Source organism: Azotobacter armeniacus (genome assembly GCF_054779355.1).
On sequence record NZ_BAAGYK010000045.1, the window covers coordinates 1 to 20070 of the forward strand.

Consider the following 20070-nt stretch of genomic DNA (forward strand, 5'->3'; position numbering starts at 1 on the left):
TGGAGGGCGTGGTGGTCGATTGCCCGACCATCGGAGTTTCGTTTGCATTTCATGGAGGTATTGTCTCTCAATATGACAATACTTTCGATAGGCTTAGTAAGTGACACTAATTCGGCGTACCGAAAATCTAGCAAGCTACTGATTTTTATTGTCTTTTTCATTGGCTCTCTCATGAAAATCAAAGGCTTAGGTGAAGTCCTGACCTCATTCGTAATGAGAAGGTCGAGGGTTCGATTCCTTTCACCGGCACCAGTAAAATCAAGCACTTGGCGTTTTTCTCGATAGGTGCTTTAAGTCTCATGGGTGCATAGCGGGTGCAAACCAGCAGCACAGCAGACAAAGAAAAGCCCCGCCAGACTCACTCTGGCGGGGCTTATTGTTCCTGGCCATCTTCCGTTTCAAACGGAGGAAGTGAAAGGCGCTGCAGCCAGGGCTGCGGGCAGGAATACTCCGGTTTGAAGCCGGAGAACTCACTTAGCCCATTCAAACCAGCTCTAACCTTGGGCCATCATCGAACCATCGGTAGTGCACGTCGATCTTTTCACCTTCTGCCGGGATGAGATGCAGCACGCCATCCGGCACTACTTCGTTGATAATCCTCGTCCCATTACCCAGGACTATCTCTACCTCGATCCGCTCGCCGGTATCGTTGTTCAGCCGCCAATGCTTTCCTTCCACGATCTGGGTGAAGGTCGGTTTCTTCCTGGCCATATCAGCGCCCTTGTCTCTGCATTCCATACGAACGCTCAATGACAGTCCCTAGCCTGGAGTCACCGGAGGCGATGCCACCGACGAGACTGTCCTCGACTGCCTTGATGATCACTCGCAGCCGGCCGTCCTCTCCGAGCTGGGTCGTTACCTTGTCGTTGCCGTAGTTGTGGATCTCCACGTTCAGCCCGCTGCCTTGCATGTCCCTTGAGGCGCGGTCTAGCATCGCCGCGGTGTCCATGCGGCTCGTGACATTCGCCGGACCCTTGACGATCTCCGGACCCAGCTCGCCGACAATGCCCCACTGGCCAGAGCCGATCGATCCTCCGTTGTCGAAGAAGCCAGCGAACGCCAGACCCTGCGCCGTGGTGGTGGCGGCGGTCATGCCGGCAATGGCCGGGCCAGAGTTCGCACCGAAGGACGCCAGCGAGGCCATCGCCGCGGCCGGCGCGTAGGCGCTCGCCATGGCCGTGCCGGTCGTCGCCGCTCCGGTAATCGCCGATGTCTGGGAGCTCTTGCCGAGCACGAGCTGGACAGCCTGAAGGGCAACCCACTGAGCAGCCATCTGGCCAAGCGCGTTGATGACCGATTGGACGGTGTTCTGCGCGAGGTTTAGCAGCGCCTCGTCCAAATCCTTGGTACCGGTCAGCATGCCCTCGAAGGCGCTGCCAACGCCGGCGCCAAAGTTCTCGATAACACTGGCGGACAGTTCGTCGAAGCTGGTCAGGTTCTCTTCTGCCGCGACCAGCCATTCCTCCCAGAACGTGCCGGTGGTCTCGCCCAGCTCATCCAGTCGCTGGGTGAGTTGCGAGTCGAGCAGGCCCACGGCCTGGCTTGCCGCATCCTCGGTAATGACGCCAGCTAGAACCCCCTCGCGCAGCGTCTGCACCTTCTTCTGATACTCGTCCAGGACCCGCTGCTGATCCGTCCATGTCGACTCGACGACTCCAGCCACCTCTGCCGCCAGGGCGAGCTGGCTCCGGTATGACTCATCCCAAACCCGCTGGGCTTCACGCGCTGCGGCTTCGCGCTCGCGTTCGGCCTTGGCCGCCTCTTGCGCGGCCTTGGTAGCCTTCTCTGCCGCACCGGTATCGATGCCAAGTCCCTTGCCTCCATTGGCCGGAGGAGTCGTCGCTGGGGGCAAAACAGAAGCAGCCTTGGCGTTCCGCTCCATGCGCTCGTAGGCTTCGTCGAGTTGGGCCGAGACCTTCTCGAGCGACTGGGTGATGTTGTCGTAGACGGCAGTCCCTTCGCCGTAGCCCTGGGCGATCAGCTTCGCCTGAATGGATTGGAGCCGACTGCCTTCTTGCTCCAGGTGATCGATCGAGGCGGCATCCGCATCGCCGAAGGCCCGGCGCATCTCGGTTATCGCCCAGCCCACCGCCTTGGCGGTCGAGGCAATACCGTTCAGGGCGCCGATGACTCCCTGGGCCATAGCCTTTGCCGCTTCGGCGGTCGCAGGGTCTTTCAGCGTCTCGGTAAGATCCTTGAGGTGCGGAAGAAGCTCGGCAGCAACCTGCGTTCCCACGCCATCAACGACCCGGCCCAGCAGTCCCAGATCATCCGAGAATTGCTTGGCTGCTTGGATGGTCTCGTCGCTCAGGATCAGGCCGAAGCGCTCGGCTTCGTCGGCCGCTGCCTTCATGCCGGCGCCGCTATTGGCGAGCAGGGGGATCAGCTTCGACGAACCAGACGCCATGCCCTCCATGAGGAAGGTCAGTTCCTGGGTATTTGCCCCGGCCTTCTCAGCGCTTGAGTAAAAGAGCTCAAGGGCTTCGCGCCCACCCAGGCCCCGGAAGGCTTCTGCGGTAAGGCCGATCTTGGGCAGGACAACATCAAAGAAGTCCTTGAGCTCTCCGCCGCCAGTCGTGAAGAAGTCGCCCATCTTGTCGTTCACGTCGACGAAGATCTGCGACAGCTCATCACCGGCAATGCCGACCTTGTTCGCCCCGGCGGCAAACTTCTGGAACTCGGTGGTGGATACGCCTGCGGCCTGGGCAAGCTTTCCAAGTTCCGCTGCGGTATCGATGCTCGACTTGACCCACAGGGCCATGCCCCCCGCAGCAACGCCGGCCGCGGCAGCGACTGCCGTTCCTGCTGCGGCCATGCTCGAGGCAACCTGCCTGCGCCACTTCTCAGATGCGCGCTCGGCTTTTTCCAGAGGGTCAGTGAAGCTCCCCACCTGAGCGACGACGTCCAGCGTAAGCTGGCCTAACGATTTACTGGCCATGTCGGCCTCCTGTTAACTGTTAACGACTCCGGTTAACGGGGATTTAATGTCTACGTGAGGTCGGGCGCGGTCTAGAAAACATTGGCATGATAATTTCCAGATACCCCCCAGCCTTGGCTATTGCAGGCCGGCTCGCTCAGCTCCCGAAACCGCTGTCCTCGGTCGCAGTCTTAGCCGAGTGGCACGGCTTGCAGAGCCCCTGCCAGTTCGACTGGTCCCAGAACAACGTCATATCGCCACGGTGAGGGATGGCATGGTCGACTTCTGTCGCTTCCTCTACTCGTCCGGCCTTCTGGCAATGGACGCAGAGAGGATGTTTGGCCAGATACCCTGCTCGGGCCTGCTGCCACTTGTATCCGTAGCCGCGCTGGGTTGAGTTCAACCCGGAGCGCCAACTGTCTGCCGATACCTGCTTGAAGCGGTCATCCTTCAGCGGCTGAATCCTTGGCTTGAGAGTATTGAGTCTTGCCACTTCCGATTCTCCTGTTTTGTTGATTGGTGCCTGCCACCGCGCTTGCGATATCGCGCTTGAAATCGCTAGGAGGGCTGCGCGCGCAGGCTGTCGCGGTTGTTGTGGACACTCACGACTTGTCCGCTGAATTGCTGCTTTAGTGGTGCTGCTGATCGAGAGCGTCGAGCTTGACCACCATGAGGAAGGGGTCCGGATCCCCATCCAGTACAAGGACAACTAGCCGGTCCGGCTCCTCTTTCACGACTCGGACTTCTCCACACACGGCCCGAATCTCTGCGAGGCGCTGAGCAAGTGCAGGGGTCATCGCTTTTCCTCCACGCTGGCGAGAAGGTCGGTCAGCAGCTTGATGTCGCCCTCCAGGCGTTCGATGCGCCCAATGGATTTCGCCAAATGGGCGCAGATGATGCCGACGGCCGCAGTGGTATAGGCATCCTTGAGCCCTTCCTTCCTGAACTCGGCAGCCTCTTCGTCAATTCGCCGAAACAGCCTTTCGGCCATCGGCATGAAGTCGTCCGCAATGTGATGCTGCGAGCCGCTCATCACGCACCCCAGTTCACGCCAGTGAGGACAGCAACACTGCCGGCGCGCTGGACTTCCCAGTTGGCGGACATGATCGACTTGTAGCCGACCAGGTTACGCTGCCAGAGGCTGACCAGCACCGGGTCCGACTCCGGCGTGTCGCTCATGGCCAGGGTGGCGTGCTCGGCGCTTTCGAAGGTCAGGCCATCCGCGCCGTAGGCAATGCCGGTGGGGTCGATCAGCGCCAGTTGACCGCCGCTGGAATCGCGCGGCGAGGCGCGGCTGATCAGTAGGGGGATGCCCAGCACGGAACCACCGCGTGGGCTTGCATCGGGGAACAGCAGGCCGCCGGAGGGGTCGCGGGCTAGCGCCATCTCAGTCGCAACGCGAGCGTCGGTGACGAAGTAAGCGGCCCCCAGGTCGCCGCCGAACAGGTCGACCAGGACGGCGATGTCGGCGGCTGCGTCACTGGTGGCCGCATAGGATGGGGCGCCGTAGGTGAGGGAAGCGGGACGCTCACCGGCAACGCCGGCATTGCTGGCATCGAGCAGGGCGATATCGGTGGTATCCACCACGGCGCGCTCCAGGTCGCGCTGAAAACCATTCTCGGCGATGGCGCCCCCGGTCTTCAGTGCCTCATCAGTGGCCACGATCATCGCGCACACCTTCAGCGGCGGCAGGCTGGAGCCGTCGAGGGCCGGCTTGCTCAGCGGTACCGGATTGCTCTCGGCCACCCAGTAGCCGTTCGTTCCGGCGGTGATCTTGAGCATCCGGCGGTTGAAGGGGATACGGCGCAGACCGGCAAGGCGGCCGAGCAGCGTGCGCTCCATCACTAGGTTGAAGAACTCGACGGCCGCCTGATCGCCAACATCGCTTTGCATGATCGGCGCTACAGCGGACTTGGCGATCTGCTCGCCTTGGTACTGACCCCAACGGGTAGTCGCGATATCGCGCGCGGTTTCGTAGGTCATGTTCTTGGTGGTGGCGCGAAGGATCAGGGCGCGGGCCAGGGTCTGCCCTTTCGGGGCGATGGATACTTGGGGCATCAGGTTCTCCAGATGGGTTGACTCTGGGGGCCATGGTCCACTCCATGGACCGTAGGGGCGAGGTAGGTTCGGGAGGGTTCGGGAACTATCGGGAAGCGACGAACACGGCCAGGTCGCGAATCTCGTAGTAGGCCCGGCCATTCAGTCGGCGCACCGGAATCGGGCTGTCCACCGCCGCCCAGTTCGACAGGGTCTTCTCGGACCTGCCAAGGAAGGTGGCGGCGTCCGAGCGCCGAACGCAGTCACCGAGGAGGATCGGCACGCCGTTGTCCCGGCACCATGTCCGGATTGCATCGGCCTGGGCTTCGACAGGATCGATCGGCAGAGGCTGGCCACAGCAGGGGCACAGGGTCATGGCTGAACCTCCGCACCAGGCCAGATCCCGCAGGCATACTCCAGCGCCTCGGCGCGGGTGCATGGCTCGCCGATCATCCGGCGCACGCCGTAGCCAGGAATGAACACGTCCCAGGCTGCGCGGCGCTCCTGGCCATCGTTCGCCGCCAGTTCGGCCAGCAGCTCCAGGCGGTGGCTCTTGATGTACTGGCGAACATCCGGGGTCAGTTTCGAGGCAGGGGAGACAACGATGCGCTGACCGTTGGTCTTGGCGGTCAGTCCGTGAAGGCGAAGAAAATCGATAGCAGCACCCATCAGATTTCCTCCACGTCGGCTTCGTCGAAGGCTGGAAGCGCCACGAAGGTGCTCATCGATTCTCCGAAGGTGCTCACGTTTTCCCGAAGGTGCTCATCCTCTAGAGCGTGAGCATCTTCGAGATTCTTTGAGCACCTTCGGGACTCTTGAGCATCTTCGGCGACAAGCTCCCAAGACCATCCGCCATCCATTCCGCCTTTTTTGGCGCGGGCGCCAACGATCTTTTGAGCGCGCCGAACGGTTGCCCAGGACAAGCCGGCCCCGCTCGCGTCTGCCTTGAGCTGCTTGGTAGGCGCCGGGCCATCCTTGAGTGCGTCACGCAGGAAATCACATGCTTCATCGAGCTCGGTGCGCTGCTCGTCATCACCGGATCGCTCGACATCGGCCAGGATCTCCCTGGCGCTGCCCTCGATGAAGTCGCCCCACAGCACCCGGGTGGTTTCGATGCCGTCGCCGACCGTGCACTCCTCGATGCTGTAGGAGCATCCGCCGTTGTCGTTGGAGATATTCGACTTGGCGCGGGCCAGGACACGGACTTCCGAGTCCTCCTGCTTCGCAGCCACCAGCACGGTCCTGGCCAGCGCGCCGAAAGCCTGGCTGCCGATCACGCGATCCGCCGGAGAGGAGCCGCCGCTACCCTTGGAGAAGTGGCTGATGCCCAGGACGGCGCATTCGTGCTGCTCGGCGAAGTCCACCACGACTTGCAGGGAGCGGCGAACATCGTTCGCCTTGTGCATGTCGCCCTTCACCAGGTTGACCACCGGATCGAGGATCAACAGCGACACTCCGCCGATGGCCTCCACGGCTTCGCGCAGCAGATCGAAGTCGGTTGCCGGGTCGAAGGGCTCCCGCTCGCCCTCATGGTTTATCCGCCCCTCGATGATGTGAACGCGAGACAAGTCTGCTCCCGCTGCCATCAGCCGCGGCACCAGCGTATCGGCAGGATCGTCCTCGCTGGTCCAGATCAGGACATTGCCGCACTCGGTGCAGATACTGCCGTCAGGCCAGCGCCCGCCGCTGGTCAGGGTTGCCGCAAGCCCGATGGCCAGGGTGGTCTTGCCGGCGCCTCCCGCGCCGGCCAGTACAGTGAGTTTTCCCTTAGCAATCCAGGCCGGCCACAGCCAGCGGATAGCTATAGGCTTGATAGTTGAGGCCGGCGTTAGCACAGCACGCCACTTCGGCAAAGTCCGATTTTCCGACTTTTGAGGCTCGGCGAGTTGCCGCTCGATCTGCTCTATCCTCTCCTGCGCCAGCACCATCCTGGCGATATCGTCGCCGGACAGCTCCTGGCCGTTGGCTACCGTACCGTTCCCAGCCTCGATGATCAGGCGCTCGAAGTGACGCTCCTTCTCCAGCTTCTCGCGCCGGTACTGCTGGCGCTGCTCTGGGCTAAGACCGCCCGGGAAAAGGTCTTTCAGTTCCAGGCCGACCGCCGCCAGCACGTCGCGGGTTTCGCAGCCGGCATGGCAATGGACCAAGACGCGGCTGTCCTGGCCACGCGACAGGCTCAGGGAGGGCGACTTGTCCTTATGGGCCGGGCAGCGGGAGATATAGCGCTCGCCGTGCTTCTTCACGCCCTGCAGACGAGACAGCAGCAGTTCCAGCGGATCGCAATGACTGTTCATGCGGACCCCTTCGGCGGGGTAAACCGCTCGGCCAGGCGCTCCAGCTGCCGGGTCAGACGCTCCAGCTCGGTGATATCCCGCCCTTGGTCCCTCTCCTTGATGCACAGCTCGAAAAGGCCGATCAGGGTGTCGAGCAGTTGCGTATAGCTCCCGGAGTCGATGTGGGGCGGCTCCCCGCCGTTGCCGCCACGCTTGAACGGGAGGATGGTGGCTTTCTCTGGGCAAGCCGATCCCGTCGCCGCCTTCTGGCAGCGTTGAAAATTGCTCATGGGTTAAGCCCTCAGCTTGGCGTGTGGCAGTGGCTTGGCGTCTGATCCGAAGTAGCCAATGAGTCGAAGGAACTCATGGCCAGGACGATGCGTTCCGCGTAGGCGGATGACTAAATCCTTCACACGGTCGGACTTGCGCTCAGCGTCGGGAAAGTCATGCAGTTCGCGGAGTATGCGGCAGATGCTCAGTTTGCACTCAGGGAACTCGGGCGCGAGCATCCCGAGCAGCTCACCAGCAAGCGCTCCGCTGATAACGCCGGGCATCGTTCGCCGGAGGCCGTCAGGGAAATGGATGGCTACGTAAGCCTGAGCAAATCCCGCATGGGCGACTGTCACCAACTGGCCGCTACCGAGTCGGATTTGCTTCATGCTTCACCCCCTACGGCTTCCAGGGCAGCCAGAGCGCGGACCTTGGCCATGTGCTCGTTGTAGCGCTTGAGGCGGACGGACAGGGAGGAGTCGGCGCGCAGGGCGGCCAGGGCCATTGCTCGATGCGCGGCGGCGCGTGCTTTGGACGGATTGAGGGTAAGGGCGATGGGCTTGTTCATCGAGCGTTCTCCTTTGCCAAGCGATTCAGCCAGCTTTCCAGTTCCTTGATGAGGATCAGGCGGCGCTTGCCGGACTTGAACGAAACGAGGTCACCGCGAGCGATGGCCTCATAGACAGCGGAGCGGGAATGGCCAGTCATGCGGCCGGCTTCTTCTGGGCCGACAGCAAGCACAGCGCGGGATACGTCTTGGGTCATGGTTATCTCCCAGTGGCTAAAATCCACCCGTACTCAATCGGATGTTGTAAGCATCCTAGTTGTAAGTAACAATGCGAGAAAGCGTGTTTTTGAGCTTTCTAAATTGGCGCTTACCATGGCGCACAAAAATGGGAGGTAGGCGAGATGGCGAACAGATCAAAAAAGACCGTTCTTTCCGTGCGGATTTCACCGTTTTTCAAGAGTTCGCTAGATGTACTGGCAGCGCTTCAAAGCAGGAGCCTGCCTGACCTAGTGGAAGACCTGATCGATCAGGCCTTTGAGCGTCAAGAAGTGATGCCGCCGGCTTTTATCAAGCAGGAACGGCTGACAGAGCGTGGAACGGTTAGGCTTGCCGAACTGATGCGTTTTATTTGGATAGATGATGCGGTGTTGTTCAAGATTCGGCTCCACCTTTTGGCGCCTGATGCTTTGAGCGAGAGGGACCGGCTGATAACTGGGTCTGTTTTCAATAACCTTCAGATCTTTAAGGGAGAGGATCGGGTATTTGGTCGTGAGGCTTCAAGCTTCGTTATGGATAGCCCGAAAATACCTAAATTGAATTTGAAACTTATCTCGCTTTTCTGGCCTCTGCTGACCGACTATGCCAGATTTCTCAGCCTGAACGAGCTGAAGCTCAGCCTGCCTGATTACATGGATATGCTGAGGAAAAGCGGAGAGCTGGACGAAATCTATGATGTGCTCTAGATAAGCTCCACTGCCGCGGCCTTGCTGTCCGGCGCTAAGTGGGCATAGCGCAAGGTCATTTTGATATCGGTATGCCCAAGCAGCTCGCGCACAGTGTTGAGCGGGACACCAGCCATAACCAACTTCGACGCGAATGTGTGGCGCAGATCGTGCCACCTGAAGCTGGTTATCTTCGCCATCTTCAAAAGTCCATCCCAGGACTTGCGCACGTTATCCAGCCTGCTGCCATTTTTTCCGGGGAACACTAAGCGGGAATCGCCGCTTTGGCTCTTCCAACTGCTCAAAGCTTCCAAGGCTTCCCGGTTGATGGGGATATGCCGGGTCTGTCCAGACTTTGCCCCGTCTCCCTCAATAGTCAGAACTTTGTTCTTCAAGTCGACATCGGCCCAAGCTAGATTGAAAACTTCTCCCTGGCGCATTCCGGTATTAATCGACAACAGAACCAGTGGCTTGAGGTGATCGACGAATGCAACGGCGCGAAGATCCGGCAATAGCTCTTTCTTGCGATCGGCTCGCCACTGGTTGGCGCTGTCGCGCTCGATCCGGGCTTCCTCCTGCCGGCTGTTCAAGGCTTCGCGCAAGCGCTTTTCTTCGTCCAGTGAGAGGTAGCGCACCCGGCTTTTCGTGTCGGTCTTCAGCTGTTTCAGCTTGACCATGGGGTGGGCATCAAGGAATCCCCATTCCACAGCCCGACTGAAGACACCGCGGAGCGAGGCCATTTTCCTGTTCGCGCTTGAGTCTGCGAGTCCATTGGCCAGCCAGTTGACGCGCAGGCTCTCTAGATCCCGCTGGCCGATCTCATTCAGGCGGTAGTCGAGTAGGGGCTCGAAGCTGTGCTCGAGGGCGTGTTTATTCTTGTCGTGGCTCTTGTGGTGCGCCTTGCTCCAAGGGAGGTAGGTATCCTCGAGGAACTGGCGCAGGGTAGGGGAAGCGGCGCTTCTGCGGCCCTGAGAGACCGCCAGCGGCTCGCCGTGCTTCCTGGCCTCCGCGAGGTACTGCGTTGCCTCTTCGCGGGCTTGGTCGAGCGTCAGGATGCCTACGCGGCCCAATGTCTTCTTTTTGCCTCGGGCCCAAGTGCAGACGTAGGACTTAGCGCCAGCAGCCGTCACCCGGACGAACAGGCCGGGCACAGCGGTATCATGGATCTCGTATTCCTTGCCGGTTACTTCCAGGGCATTCAGGCGCCGCGCCGTCAGCTTCTCTTTCACGTCGTCCCCATGGGTGCATGGTGGGTGCAAAAGTGACTATATCGACATGAATAACCGGATTCAATGGGACTGTAAGCCCTTGTTTTTTAAGGTAAGTACTTGATGCGAAAGGAGCTGTTATCCCTTTCGTAATGAGAAGGTCGAGGGTTCGATTCCTTTCACCGGCACCACAAACATTATCCCGCCTTCGCCCGAGTTCTCCCGAGCAAGGCGGGAAACCCAGAGAAACCGGCCCTAGAGCCGGTTTTTTTGTGCCTGCGTTCTCCCGCCTTCGCCTGGATACCCCCAAGTTTTAGGGGTACATCGGTTCGATTTGGAAACGTACCCCTATGGCACGCACTGTCACCCCGCTGACCGACCCCAAATGCGAGGCCGCCAGGCCCCGCGACAAGGATTACAAGCTGTTCGATGGGCAGGGGCTTTTCCTGCTGATGAAGGCATCCGGCGTAAAAACGTGGCGGATGAAGTTCACCCGCACCGATGGCCGGGAAGGATTGGCCACCTTCGGCAACTATCCGGCGCTCGGCTTGAAAGCCGCCCGCGACCGTCGCGCCGAAGTCTTGGAACTGCTGGCCCACGGGCATGACCCCATCGAGGCCGCCAAGGTCGCCAAGATCGAAGCGGCGAACGCCAACGCCAACACCTTCGAGGCGCTGGCGCTGGAGTGGCACGCGGCCTGCGCCCGGAAATGGTCAGAGGGGCACGCGAGGACGGTAATGCGCCGACTGGAGACGCACCTGTTTCCCGCCCTTGGCGCCCGGCCTGTGGCCGATCTGAAAGCACGCGACCTGCTGGCGCCGCTCAAGGTTGCCGAGAAGCGCGATTCCCTGGAGCTGGCGGCAAGGCTGCGCCAGTACGAGGACGGCATCATGCGCTACGCCGTCCAGCACGGGCACATCGACAGCAACCCGGCCCGCGATCTGGTGGGCGCCACGGCAACAGGAAAGGTTCGGCACCGCCCGGCGCTGCCCCTGGAGCACCTGCCCGAGTTGGTGGGGCGCATCGATGCCGATGGCGGGCGCTCTCTCACCCACCTGGCCATACAGCTAACCCTCCTGGTGTTCATCCGCTCCAGCGAACTGCGCTTTGCCCGCTGGGAGGAAATCGACTTCGAGCGCGCCCTGTGGACGATCCCAGCCGAGCGCCAGCCCATCGAAGGCGTTCGCTACTCCCACCGGGGGGCCAAGATGGCCACGCCGCACCTTGTCCCCTGAGTCGTCAGGCGCTGGAGCTGCTGGCCGAGGTGCGCCAGCTGACGGGCCGCTTCGATCTGGTCTTTGCCGGCGACCACCACCATTGGAAGCCCATGTCCGAAAACACGGTAAACAAGGCGCTGCGCCGCATGGGGTACGACACACAGAAGGACGTATGCGGGCACGGCTTCCGGGCAATGGCCTGTTCCGCCCTGGTGGAGTCGGGGCTGTGGAGCCGTGACGCGGTAGAGCGGCAGATGAGCCACCAAGAGCGCAATGGCGTGCGGGCCGCCTACATCCACAAGGCCGAGCACATGGAGGAACGCCGGCTTATGTGCCAGTGGTGGGCGGACTATCTGGACGCCTGCCGGGAGCAATTCGTGCCCCCCTTCGAGTTTGCCCACCGGGGCGAGGATGCCGGCAACGTGGTGACGATCAAGCGCAAGGTTTGATCCGGTAGCACGGCAGATTCCCAACCTGTCCCAACACGGTGCAACCCATACGAAAAGTATGGGTATAATGCGCCATCACTGTTGATTCATACAGGAATCGAGTTTCCGGCCAGCCTAGCCCGACGGGGCGAAAAGCGGGTTCCCCATCCTCCCGGCTGGTCGATCTATTCAATGGGGAGCGCCTGGGGAGGCGAGGATGGGACTGCCAGCAGGCCGCATAGCACTGGACCGGATTGCCAACGAGTGGTCTGAGAATCAACCGCTGAACCCTCGCTTGCTGGCTGCCGAGGTAGCGGACGCCATCCGCTCCATGAGCCAGCCAGGAACGCCAGTTCCGCCTGACTGCGCCGTAATCGTTGGGGTTCTTGATGCCACTGCTGGCCTCAACAGCGTGACCATGTGGGCTGTGGCCGACTACTTCGATGGCATGAGCATGGGGCAGGCGCCTGCAACCATTGCCACCACGAACGGAGGGGCCCGCGCTGGCACCGTGCTGCTGGCACGCTACTGGATCGACAGGCTGGCTACAGAGGCGACCGAGCGAGCGGCTGTCGCAACTGGACTGGCGCAAGCCATCGAAACACCACCAACACGTTCCAATGGCAGAGCAGCACTGGCCTACATTGAGCCGGAGCCGCTATCTGGAAGCGATCCTGTGTGCCTGGCGATACGCCAGGAGCAGCAACGCCAAGAAGGTGCAAAAAACCTACTCGAGCAATTGGAGGCCGCGCAGGCAGCGCGCCAGTATGCTGAACAGGAAGCAGTAGGATTACGCGCTGAACGTGACGCACTTGCCGCACAGCTACAGTATTTCCAAGAAGAAACAGAGTTATGGCGCCGAACGGCAAACGAAGAACTCCGCGCCAAGCTTGCAGCTGAGGAGAGAATGCGCGAGGAGTGCGGCGCTAAGCTGCTGGCCGAAGAAAAGATCGAGAAATCAGAGAAACGAGCAGAAACCGCCGAGTCTGCTCTAGATGCTCTGCCGAGCAAATTTCCTGAGTTGGGGCGCCAGCTTGCTGAGGTATTGGCATTGTTCGGCAAAAAGCCGGCACAGCGGCGCACGCCATCAAGCAAGGTTCTGCTGTTGACTGTGGCGGGACTGCTGGAGCTGCTGCTAGACCGCCGAAGGCCGCCATACGATCAAGGTGCCGCCGCCGCCGCTATCGCCCTGAGAGGCTGGCGCGGCGCTGGAGCGCGCCAGGTGAACGACGTATTTGCAGAGGCCCGAAAGGAGGCGAAGGAGGCACGCAAAGAGGCCGTAACCAAGGCCATGGACATGCAAGACAACAACGCCACGCCACCAGACTGACCTGGAATTTTGCAATTGCAAAAATGGGTTTTGCAGTTGCAATGACCGGTGGCAGTTGCCCCCGTAACGTGCGTTCCACGGATCAACCGAGGAGCACACGACATGCCCCATACCAACCCCGCCGCAACGCCCTACAACACCCAGACGCCAGCCCTTCCCGAGCTGTGGACCATGGCCGAAGTAGCCGCCCGCCTGCGCCGCACCCGCTCCGGCGTGGACAAGCTGCGCGCCCGTGACCCGAATTTCCCGAAGCCCTTGAAGGACGGCGACAACCGTCGGAGTCGCATCTACTTCGTTCGATCGGAAATCGAGGCGTACCTGTCCGCCCGGCTGGAAGCGCGGGAGATTGCCTGAATGACGGACAAAAAGAAGGCCGACCAACAGGCCAGCCCCAAGAAATCACGCATCCATGATACCAACGCCGACGCCCAGCGCGCCCGACTGTTGGCGCGTCTGCAAGCCGGCCCGGTGGACACGATCACCGCCCGGCGCGAGCTGAACATCATGATGCCGGCAGCCCGAGTAAAGGAGCTGCGCGAGCTGGGGCACGCGATCAAGACCCACCGCACCACCCTGACCGACGATCACGGACGCATCCACCGAGGCGTGGCGCTGTACTACATCGGCACCTTGCCAGAAGAACGCCAGGAGGCCGCCGCATGACGACCTATACCGGACACCGCGTCGAGGACCATGAGGATTTCATCCTGGAACAGCTCCTGCCGCTGATCGTCGACTACGCCGGCGCCAGCGACACCCCCACAGAGGTAGTCACCTTCGCCGCGTTCCTGAGCCTGGCGACGATCCTGCAAGCCAAGGGGCTGGGCCGTGACGTGCTGATGCGTGCTATCGACGCAGCCCGCTTGCAGAGCCATGAAGCGCTGGAGGGTTTGCATTGATGCCGCTTGCCACCGTATGCCCCAGCCAGCGCCTGAACAATGAAAAACGCGGGGCCACGGCTGATCGCCGCCCCCGCGCTACTGGCTCAACCTGGACGGGAGCCAGATTCCTGCCGGCTGGTGCCGGTGACTACAGCGGTATATCCGTTGGCGCGTGCGTTTTCAACCAATCCGCCAGCGCGGCATCCATCCGCGTCTGCCAGCCGGGGCCAGACGCCCTGAAGGCGCCCAGAACATCGGTCGATAATGTCAGCCGGATAGGTATTTTCCGGCTTTGGGGATACCGGCCCCGCGGTCGTGAGCGGCTCCGCAGCCTGGCGGCTTTCATCTGGCGGGCAGACTCCAGCAGGTCAGCGTGGTACCACCTCTGCTCGTCATCCATGCCCGATGCCCTATGCCGGACGGGCAGGTACAAGCTCGGCGTGGAGCTTGATGCCCAGCGCTCCCATCACCTTCATGATGGTGGCCAGGCTGGGATTGCCGTCTGCGGACAGCGCTTTGTACAGCCCCTCGCGGGTCAAGCCGGTGTCACGGGCGAGCTGGGCCATGCCGCGGGCACGGGCAATATCGCCCAGCGCAGCGGCCAGCAGCGCGGGGTCGTTCTCTTCGAGGCAGGCCTCCAAGTACAGGGCCATGTCCTCTTCGGTCGCCAGGTGGTCAACGGCGTCCCATTGGGTCAGCGTGGTTTTCGTCATGGTGTCCTCCTACAGGTCACGCGCCAGCTTGATGGCTGTCTTGATGTCTTTGTCCTGGCTGGACTTGTCGCCGCCTGCCAGCAGGATGACCAGCTCATGGCCACGCTGGACGAAATACACCCGGTAACCTGGGCCGTAGTCGATCCGCAATTCCGACACGCCTTCGCCCACCGGTTTGCAGTCACCCAACGCGCCAAGTCCGACCCGGCGCAGCCTGGCGTTTATACGGGCTCGCGCTCGCGCATCCCGCAAGGCAGAGAACCATTTGCTGTAGGTGTCGGTTTGAATGAGTATGGGCATAGGCAAACTGTAAACCACAGTTCACGATTCATCAATCTGAAACCGGGGGTTGCACCGGCAAGTCCCCGGCGCTACTCTGCGCCCGTCACGGTAAGTCCCGTGGCCGGGCGTGAGAACCCGTTGAGCAAAAGGCGCAACAGCGCCCCAACCGATGCAGGCGCTTTTTTTGTGCCCAGCATCCGGCTATATGGCGGCTGTGCGTGGGCAGGTTTCGGCCTGGCCGGGTTCCTTTTGCCCCGGTTTCTCACCCCGCGTACAGTCCGCCACCAGTCGCGTGAGAACGACTCTGGCGGTTCCCCAGCAAAAGGAGAACCACCCCATGACCCAGCGACACACCCTTACCCTCAATCCGTCCAAAGCACGCGCTGCTGCCCACCGCGCCATGGCCCTGGCCGCCCTGCGCGCCGACTCCTCCCTGTCCGTCCGCCTCAAGCGCTACAACGACCAGATGGCCAAGGCCCGCGCCCTGGAAGCGGAGGTGCTGGCATGAGCGTCATCATCCGCACCGCCGACACCATCGCAGACGAAGCCGTCGAAACCCTCGGCTATGGCCGCGAACAATCGACCTGGCTTTCCGCCCTGATGGTCGCCATCCGCCTTGATGCCGAGCACAACAAAGGCCGCCGCGTGGCCGATCTGGCTACCTTGGGGCAGCACCTGGCCAGCGACTGCGCCAACTACCTGGACACGCAAGCCAGCGACCTTCGCCGCGAGCTGGACGCGCAGGAGGTGGCGAAATGTTCCGCTCCGACTGGAATGCCCTGCTTCCGAACCACGAAGCCATCGTGGCCATGCCCCCGGAGAAGCTGGCAGCCGCCGGCCAAGCCGCCGACAACTACGGCATGAACATCGGCTTCGGCATCGCCGCCATCGGCAACCTGCTGGCCGGCACGGCGCTGAACGAAGATCACGGCCTAGACCCTGACGCCATAGCCGACCTGGGCTGGCTGCTGGAGTCGCTGGGCAAACTGTCCGCCAAGCTGGCCGACACCGGCAGCGGTATCGCCATCGAGCGCAAACGCCGCCGCACCAAGCGCGAGGGATAACCCATGACCCACTCGAAAAGCTGCCGTAAGGCGGCAGTGGCCCCGTTCGGCCTCAAGAAAGCCGTCGCCTACCTGGAGGGCAGCCCGGTTGCCGTCCTGATCCTCGCGCACCTGCTGATGCTGGTCGCCCTGGTGCTGGTGGAGGTGGCCCGCCATGCCTGACGCCCACCTGATCCCATTCACCGACGACCAGCTGGTGAAGGTCCGCACTGCCGGGCAGGCATTCCGCCGCCTGTCCGGCATGACCGCCGAGTCACCCGACTGGAGTCGCGCCTATGCCGAGTGGCAGGCGCAGGCCGAGGAAGTGGCCGTGCTGCTGATCGCCAAGACCGAGGAGGACCGCCCATGACCGTTGTCCCGTTCAAGCGTGGCGGCAGTGGCGGAGAACCGCCCCACATCGACGCCGAAAGCTACACGCAACTGCTCGATACCCTGATGGGCCTTTTCGAGCTGTGCATCAAGGAAGGCGACCAAGGTCGGAGCATCACCGAGCTGGAACGCCTTACCCGGCAACTGGAACGTCTGGTCGAGCGGTTCACCCCGCCCAAGGGGGCCGCATGACTATCAGCTTCGATATCGAGCAAGTAGCGCGGCACCTGCTGGGCGAGCCTAACGCCAACATGAGCAAGCCGACCGAGCTTCGATTCGGCACTCGCGGCTCGCTCGCCGTGGACCTGGACAAAGGCACTTGGTTTTCCCATGAGGAGCACGTCGGCGGAGGCGTCCTTGATCTGATCGCCAGGGAGACCGGTATCACCGCCCGCGCCGAGCAATTGGCGTGGCTGGAATCGCAGGGGCTGCGAGAACAGAAGCCGACTCAATGTCCTGCAAGTCCTAATGTCCTGGTCAAACCCAAGATCGACACCACCTACGCCTACAAGAACGAGAAAGGCCGTCTGCTGTTCGAGGTGGTCCGCTTCGAGCCGAAGGACTTCCGCCAACGCAAGCCGGACGGCAAAGGCGGCTGGATCTGGTCCGTGAAGGACGTGCGGCAGGTTCCCTACCACCTGCCGCAACTGCTGACCGCCGATCCCGGTGCGTGGGTGTTCATCGTCGAGGGTGAAAAGGACGTGCTCCGCCTGGAGTCGGTCGGCCTGGTCGCCACCTGCAACGCGGGAGGCGCCGGCAAGTGGCCCTCCGAGCTGTGCAAGCACTTCGCCGGCCGCCGCGTGGTCATCCTGCCCGACAATGACGAGCCGGGGCGCCAGCACGCCGACAAGGTGCGCTCCGGGCTGTCCGGCGTGGCTGCCGAGGTGCGCGCGCTCTGCCTGCCCGGCCTGCCGCCCAAGGGCGACGTGTCGGACTGGCTGGACACGGGCGGCACCGCCGAGCGCCTGATGGAACTGGTCAACGCTCCCTGCAACGGATTGCCCGAAGATCCGCAGCCGCAGGAGGAAACCTTCGCCCCTGGCGACGATGAAGACGACGAGAAGCAGAGCCAGGCGTCCCTGCTGGTCAAGTTCGTCGAGCAGCGCTTCGAATTGTTCCACGACACCAACAAGGACGTGTTTGCCCGCGACCGGAAAACCGGCGAGGTGCGCAACCTGGCCGGTCGGCAGTTCCGCGACTGCCTGCTGGCCGGCTTCTACACCGACACCGGCAAGGCCCCGCGTGACCAGTCGCTGCGCGAGGCGCTGGCGACCCTGGCCGGGCTTGGCCGGTTCCATGGCGAGTGCCTGGCCGTTCAACTGCGCACGGCGGGCGCCGCCGGCGAGTATTTCCTCGACCTGGCCGTGCCCGGCAGCAGTCGTGCCGTCCGCATCCGCGCCGGCGCCTGGGAGATCGTCGAGTCGCCCGACGCGATGTTCGTCCGCCCCGAATCGATGCAAGCGCTCCCCGAGCCGATCCCCGGCGGATCGATCGAATCGGTCTGGCGCGTGGCGAACATCCCGCCTGGATCGCGGCTGCTGGCGCTGGCCTGGCTGGTCGAGTGCCTGCGCCCCGACACGCCCTATCCGGTGCTGGAGCTGCTGGGCGAGCAGGGCAGCGCCAAGAGCACGACGCAGACGGCGCTCCGCCGGCTGATCGACCCGAACGCCTGCGACCTGCGCGGCTCGCCAAAGTCGGTGGAGGACATCTTCGTCTCGGCGGGCGCCTGCTGCCTGGTGAGCTACGAGAACGTCTCGCACCTGCCGGCGCCCATGCAGGACGCGCTGTGCGTACTGGCGACCGGGGGCGGCTTCGCCAAGCGCAAGCTGTACTCCGACAGCGAGGAGAGCGTCATCAGCGTCAAGCGGCCCATCGTGCTGAACGGGATTTCCGCCGCAGTCACGGCGCAGGATCTGGTAGACCGGACGATCACCATCGAGACGCCGGTCATCGGCGAGCGCCTGGAAGTCACGGCGCTATGGCAGGCGTTCGAGGCCGAGCGTGGGCGACTGCTGGGCGCGCTGCTGGACATCGCGGCGAAGGCGCTGGCGCTGCTGCCGCAGATGCACATCCCCGCCGACGACCGCCCCCGCCTGGTCGAGTTCGCCCGCCTGGGCATGGCCGTGGCCGCCGCCGTCCGCCAGGAGCCGGAGGACTTCATGCGGGAGTTCAACGCCTGCCGACAGGAAAGCCTATCGCGCACCATCGACGCCAGCCCGGTCGCCGCCGCCGTGGTGGACATGATCGAGGCCCGCCCCAGCGGCATGACCGCACCGGCAAAGGAAATCTTGCTTGTGCTGGAGCAGTACCGCCCAACCGGCTGCGACTCGTGGCCGAAGTCTCCGAAGGGATTGGGGGATGCCCTGCGCCGTGCCGCTCCCGCCCTTCGCCAGATCGGCATCGACTGCAAGTGCCTGGGCAAGATCGGCAGCACCGTTAAGTGGGAGATAAAAAGAAACTTCCCGACCCAATGTCGTGAAAGTCGTGAAGTTGTGCAAAACGATCAAAAAATAGCCAATCAGCACGACATTACGACATTCACGACTTCGAGTCGGGAAGTTTCCTCCGCCGACTCCGCCCAAGACTGGGAGGACTTCTGACCATGGCCGCCCTGGACTACCTACGCCGGGCCGGCCTGGTCGCCGAGATCAATGGCGACGGTCTGCGCCTGCGCCCCGTCGAGCGGATCACCGATGCCGTGCGCCAGTTCGTGCGCGATCACCGCGCCGAGCTGCTGGCCGAGCTGATCGCCGCCAACGACTCGCAGCCCGCCCCGGAGCCGCCACAAGCGACGACAGCAGCACCGGCAGTACCAACCCCAGCGCCAGCAGCGGAACGCCCGGCAGAGGCCCGCCGCAACGCCTGGACGATCACCCGAGGCGGCAAGCCGATCTGCACCATGGTCGGCGAGCTGTCCACCCGTACCGAAGCCTTGGCCGAAGCGCGCTGGCGCTGGCCGGATGCCGACATTCTGGAGAACTGACCCAATGACCATGAGCCACCCGCAAGCCGTTCTGATCCTGGCCGGCATCGCGCAGAAGCCGGGCACCACCAAGCGCGACAGCCTGACCATTGCCCGCCGTGTGCTGCGCCGTGTCTGCGCCTACCGCGAAGCCATCCACGACGAGCGCCGCGCCCTGCGAAGGGAGGCGGCCCTGCTTCGCCAGTTCGAGCCGTTCACCAAGCAACAGGCCGATGCCCTGGAGCAGCAGGCGCGGGACTATGGTGCCGCCCAGCTGGAAGCTGTCCGCCCGGTGCTGCTGGCCTATGGCGGCGACCTGATCCGCGACCATTCCGGCTATATGGAAGCCCTGGGCTTCGACGGGGTGTGCGATCTGCCCTGATCTTTGTTCGCAACCTGGAGGACAGTGCCAGCCATCGGGGAGAGGACTGCAAGCGCGGCCCGCTGTTCGAGGCGTGTTTCGCTGCCATGGGGCACTTCATCCGCACCGCGCCCAAGGGCACGCTGCCCGATCCGTTCTGCCCTGGTGGCCCGCTGTACGGCGCCCCGGTCCGCATGGTCCGGCCGGACGGCACCGTGACCGTCAAGCGCCCCGATCTGACCGTGCATGACGCCAGCGGCTCCCGCGTGGTGAAGCGCTGAACCCTGCCGGCTGCCGGGGTTCGCCCTG

31 protein-coding genes and 1 pseudogene are annotated in these 20070 nt (G+C 62.8%); 16 read left to right on the forward strand and 16 right to left on the reverse strand.

Annotated elements, in window-relative coordinates; all coding sequences use genetic code 11:
* Positions 1 to 483: 483 nt before the first annotated feature.
* The 12 genes from ACYVD0_RS09775 to ACYVD0_RS09830 form a co-directional block, all read right to left on the reverse strand.
* Complete coding sequence (locus ACYVD0_RS09775; RefSeq protein WP_460426648.1) at positions 484 to 711, reverse strand: hypothetical protein; 228 nt, start codon at positions 709 to 711, stop codon at positions 484 to 486.
* 1 nt (position 712) lies between these two features.
* The gene (locus tag ACYVD0_RS09780; protein WP_460426649.1) at positions 713 to 2938 is read right to left on the reverse strand and encodes a hypothetical protein; all 2226 of its coding nucleotides are present in this window, start codon (positions 2936 to 2938) and stop codon (positions 713 to 715) included.
* A 136-nt stretch (positions 2939 to 3074) separates the two neighbouring features.
* A complete protein-coding gene (locus ACYVD0_RS09785) occupies positions 3075 to 3410 on the reverse strand; it encodes an HNH endonuclease (RefSeq protein WP_460426650.1) in 336 nt (111 codons plus the stop codon).
* Between the two features lie 300 nt (positions 3411 to 3710).
* Positions 3711 to 3950 (reverse strand): hypothetical protein, encoded by a 240-nt coding sequence (locus tag ACYVD0_RS09790; RefSeq protein WP_460426651.1) that lies wholly within the window; start codon positions 3948 to 3950, stop codon positions 3711 to 3713.
* On the reverse strand, positions 3950 to 4975 hold the full coding sequence (locus ACYVD0_RS09795; protein ID WP_460426652.1) for a phage major capsid protein: 1026 nt from the start codon (positions 4973 to 4975) through the stop codon (positions 3950 to 3952). The genes ACYVD0_RS09790 and ACYVD0_RS09795 overlap by 1 nt, the downstream gene beginning before the upstream one ends.
* Positions 4976 to 5060: 85 nt before the next feature.
* Positions 5061 to 5330: a hypothetical protein gene (locus ACYVD0_RS09800; protein ID WP_460426653.1), complete on the reverse strand. Its 270-nt coding sequence runs from the start codon at positions 5328 to 5330 to the stop codon at positions 5061 to 5063.
* Positions 5327 to 5623 (reverse strand): hypothetical protein, encoded by a 297-nt coding sequence (locus ACYVD0_RS09805; RefSeq protein ID WP_460426654.1) that lies wholly within the window; start codon positions 5621 to 5623, stop codon positions 5327 to 5329. The genes ACYVD0_RS09800 and ACYVD0_RS09805 overlap by 4 nt, the downstream gene beginning before the upstream one ends.
* Positions 5623 to 7248 (reverse strand): AAA family ATPase, encoded by a 1626-nt coding sequence (locus tag ACYVD0_RS09810; RefSeq protein ID WP_460426655.1) that lies wholly within the window; start codon positions 7246 to 7248, stop codon positions 5623 to 5625. The genes ACYVD0_RS09805 and ACYVD0_RS09810 overlap by 1 nt, the downstream gene beginning before the upstream one ends.
* The gene (locus tag ACYVD0_RS09815; protein ID WP_460426656.1) at positions 7245 to 7517 is read right to left on the reverse strand and encodes a hypothetical protein; all 273 of its coding nucleotides are present in this window, start codon (positions 7515 to 7517) and stop codon (positions 7245 to 7247) included. The genes ACYVD0_RS09810 and ACYVD0_RS09815 overlap by 4 nt, the downstream gene beginning before the upstream one ends.
* A 3-nt stretch (positions 7518 to 7520) precedes the next feature.
* Entirely contained in the window at positions 7521 to 7886 is a 366-nt protein-coding gene (locus tag ACYVD0_RS09820; protein WP_460426657.1) for a hypothetical protein, read from the reverse strand.
* Positions 7883 to 8065 carry a hypothetical protein gene (locus ACYVD0_RS09825; RefSeq protein ID WP_460426658.1) on the reverse strand — a complete coding sequence of 61 codons (183 nt, stop codon included), beginning with the start codon at positions 8063 to 8065 and terminating at the stop codon, positions 7883 to 7885. The genes ACYVD0_RS09820 and ACYVD0_RS09825 overlap by 4 nt, the downstream gene beginning before the upstream one ends.
* The gene (locus ACYVD0_RS09830; protein WP_460426659.1) at positions 8062 to 8262 is read right to left on the reverse strand and encodes a helix-turn-helix domain-containing protein; all 201 of its coding nucleotides are present in this window, start codon (positions 8260 to 8262) and stop codon (positions 8062 to 8064) included. Before ACYVD0_RS09830 ends, ACYVD0_RS09825 begins: the two co-directional genes overlap by 4 nt.
* Before the next feature lie 144 nt (positions 8263 to 8406).
* Between ACYVD0_RS09830 and ACYVD0_RS09835 the strand changes: the two genes are divergently transcribed.
* Positions 8407 to 8967 carry a hypothetical protein gene (locus ACYVD0_RS09835; RefSeq protein ID WP_460426660.1) on the forward strand — a complete coding sequence of 187 codons (561 nt, stop codon included), beginning with the start codon at positions 8407 to 8409 and terminating at the stop codon, positions 8965 to 8967.
* Here the strand turns inward: ACYVD0_RS09835 and ACYVD0_RS09840 are convergent.
* Entirely contained in the window at positions 8964 to 10175 is a 1212-nt protein-coding gene (locus tag ACYVD0_RS09840) for a tyrosine-type recombinase/integrase (protein ID WP_460426661.1), read from the reverse strand. The two genes, ACYVD0_RS09835 and ACYVD0_RS09840, sit on opposite strands and share 4 nt — an antisense overlap.
* A gap of 329 nt (positions 10176 to 10504) precedes the next feature.
* On the opposite strand from ACYVD0_RS09840, the pseudogene ACYVD0_RS09845 reads away from it, so the two are divergent.
* From ACYVD0_RS09845 to ACYVD0_RS09865, 5 genes and pseudogenes are all read left to right on the forward strand, one after another.
* Positions 10505 to 11820 (forward strand): annotated as a pseudogene (locus ACYVD0_RS09845) (tyrosine-type recombinase/integrase).
* A 196-nt stretch (positions 11821 to 12016) separates the two neighbouring features.
* Positions 12017 to 13129 carry a hypothetical protein gene (locus ACYVD0_RS09850; RefSeq protein WP_460426662.1) on the forward strand — a complete coding sequence of 371 codons (1113 nt, stop codon included), beginning with the start codon at positions 12017 to 12019 and terminating at the stop codon, positions 13127 to 13129.
* A gap of 102 nt (positions 13130 to 13231) precedes the next feature.
* Complete coding sequence (locus tag ACYVD0_RS09855; protein WP_460426663.1) at positions 13232 to 13483, forward strand: helix-turn-helix transcriptional regulator; 252 nt, start codon at positions 13232 to 13234, stop codon at positions 13481 to 13483.
* Positions 13484 to 13792, forward strand: coding sequence for a helix-turn-helix domain-containing protein (locus ACYVD0_RS09860; protein ID WP_460426664.1), 309 nt, complete (start codon positions 13484 to 13486; stop codon positions 13790 to 13792).
* The gene (locus ACYVD0_RS09865; RefSeq protein WP_460426665.1) at positions 13789 to 14028 is read left to right on the forward strand and encodes a hypothetical protein; all 240 of its coding nucleotides are present in this window, start codon (positions 13789 to 13791) and stop codon (positions 14026 to 14028) included. The genes ACYVD0_RS09860 and ACYVD0_RS09865 overlap by 4 nt, the downstream gene beginning before the upstream one ends.
* A gap of 130 nt (positions 14029 to 14158) precedes the next feature.
* Here ACYVD0_RS09865 and ACYVD0_RS09870 read toward each other — a convergent pair whose 3' ends face one another.
* From ACYVD0_RS09870 to ACYVD0_RS09880, 3 genes are read right to left on the reverse strand one after another with little or no spacing between them, the layout of a single operon-like run.
* Positions 14159 to 14410 (reverse strand): BrnA antitoxin family protein, encoded by a 252-nt coding sequence (locus tag ACYVD0_RS09870; RefSeq protein ID WP_460426666.1) that lies wholly within the window; start codon positions 14408 to 14410, stop codon positions 14159 to 14161.
* Between the two features lie 10 nt (positions 14411 to 14420).
* Positions 14421 to 14723 (reverse strand): helix-turn-helix domain-containing transcriptional regulator, encoded by a 303-nt coding sequence (locus ACYVD0_RS09875; RefSeq protein ID WP_460426667.1) that lies wholly within the window; start codon positions 14721 to 14723, stop codon positions 14421 to 14423.
* A 9-nt stretch (positions 14724 to 14732) separates the two neighbouring features.
* Positions 14733 to 15023 (reverse strand): type II toxin-antitoxin system RelE/ParE family toxin, encoded by a 291-nt coding sequence (locus ACYVD0_RS09880; RefSeq protein WP_460426668.1) that lies wholly within the window; start codon positions 15021 to 15023, stop codon positions 14733 to 14735.
* Between the two features lie 319 nt (positions 15024 to 15342).
* On the opposite strand from ACYVD0_RS09880, the gene ACYVD0_RS09885 reads away from it, so the two are divergent.
* The 10 genes from ACYVD0_RS09885 to ACYVD0_RS09930 are packed head-to-tail and all read left to right on the forward strand — an operon-like array spanning position 15343 to position 20042.
* The gene (locus tag ACYVD0_RS09885) at positions 15343 to 15513 is read left to right on the forward strand and encodes a hypothetical protein (protein WP_460426669.1); all 171 of its coding nucleotides are present in this window, start codon (positions 15343 to 15345) and stop codon (positions 15511 to 15513) included.
* A complete protein-coding gene (locus tag ACYVD0_RS09890) occupies positions 15510 to 15869 on the forward strand; it encodes a hypothetical protein (RefSeq protein WP_460426670.1) in 360 nt (119 codons plus the stop codon). Before ACYVD0_RS09885 ends, ACYVD0_RS09890 begins: the two co-directional genes overlap by 4 nt.
* On the forward strand, positions 15866 to 16069 hold the full coding sequence (locus ACYVD0_RS09895) for a hypothetical protein (RefSeq protein WP_460426671.1): 204 nt from the start codon (positions 15866 to 15868) through the stop codon (positions 16067 to 16069). Before ACYVD0_RS09890 ends, ACYVD0_RS09895 begins: the two co-directional genes overlap by 4 nt.
* Positions 16070 to 16072: 3 nt before the next feature.
* Complete coding sequence (locus tag ACYVD0_RS09900) at positions 16073 to 16231, forward strand: hypothetical protein (protein WP_460426672.1); 159 nt, start codon at positions 16073 to 16075, stop codon at positions 16229 to 16231.
* The gene (locus ACYVD0_RS09905; protein WP_460426673.1) at positions 16224 to 16418 is read left to right on the forward strand and encodes a hypothetical protein; all 195 of its coding nucleotides are present in this window, start codon (positions 16224 to 16226) and stop codon (positions 16416 to 16418) included. The genes ACYVD0_RS09900 and ACYVD0_RS09905 overlap by 8 nt, the downstream gene beginning before the upstream one ends.
* Positions 16415 to 16630, forward strand: a complete 216-nt coding sequence (locus ACYVD0_RS09910) for a hypothetical protein (protein ID WP_460426674.1) — start codon at positions 16415 to 16417, stop codon at positions 16628 to 16630. The genes ACYVD0_RS09905 and ACYVD0_RS09910 overlap by 4 nt, the downstream gene beginning before the upstream one ends.
* Positions 16627 to 19038: a toprim domain-containing protein gene (locus tag ACYVD0_RS09915; protein WP_460426675.1), complete on the forward strand. Its 2412-nt coding sequence runs from the start codon at positions 16627 to 16629 to the stop codon at positions 19036 to 19038. The genes ACYVD0_RS09910 and ACYVD0_RS09915 overlap by 4 nt, the downstream gene beginning before the upstream one ends.
* 2 nt (positions 19039 to 19040) lie before the next feature.
* Positions 19041 to 19421, forward strand: a complete 381-nt coding sequence (locus tag ACYVD0_RS09920; RefSeq protein ID WP_460426676.1) for a hypothetical protein — start codon at positions 19041 to 19043, stop codon at positions 19419 to 19421.
* A 4-nt stretch (positions 19422 to 19425) separates the two neighbouring features.
* On the forward strand, positions 19426 to 19782 hold the full coding sequence (locus ACYVD0_RS09925; protein WP_460426677.1) for a hypothetical protein: 357 nt from the start codon (positions 19426 to 19428) through the stop codon (positions 19780 to 19782).
* A complete protein-coding gene (locus ACYVD0_RS09930; RefSeq protein WP_460426678.1) occupies positions 19767 to 20042 on the forward strand; it encodes a hypothetical protein in 276 nt (91 codons plus the stop codon). Before ACYVD0_RS09925 ends, ACYVD0_RS09930 begins: the two co-directional genes overlap by 16 nt.
* Positions 20043 to 20070: the final 28 nt, after the last annotated feature.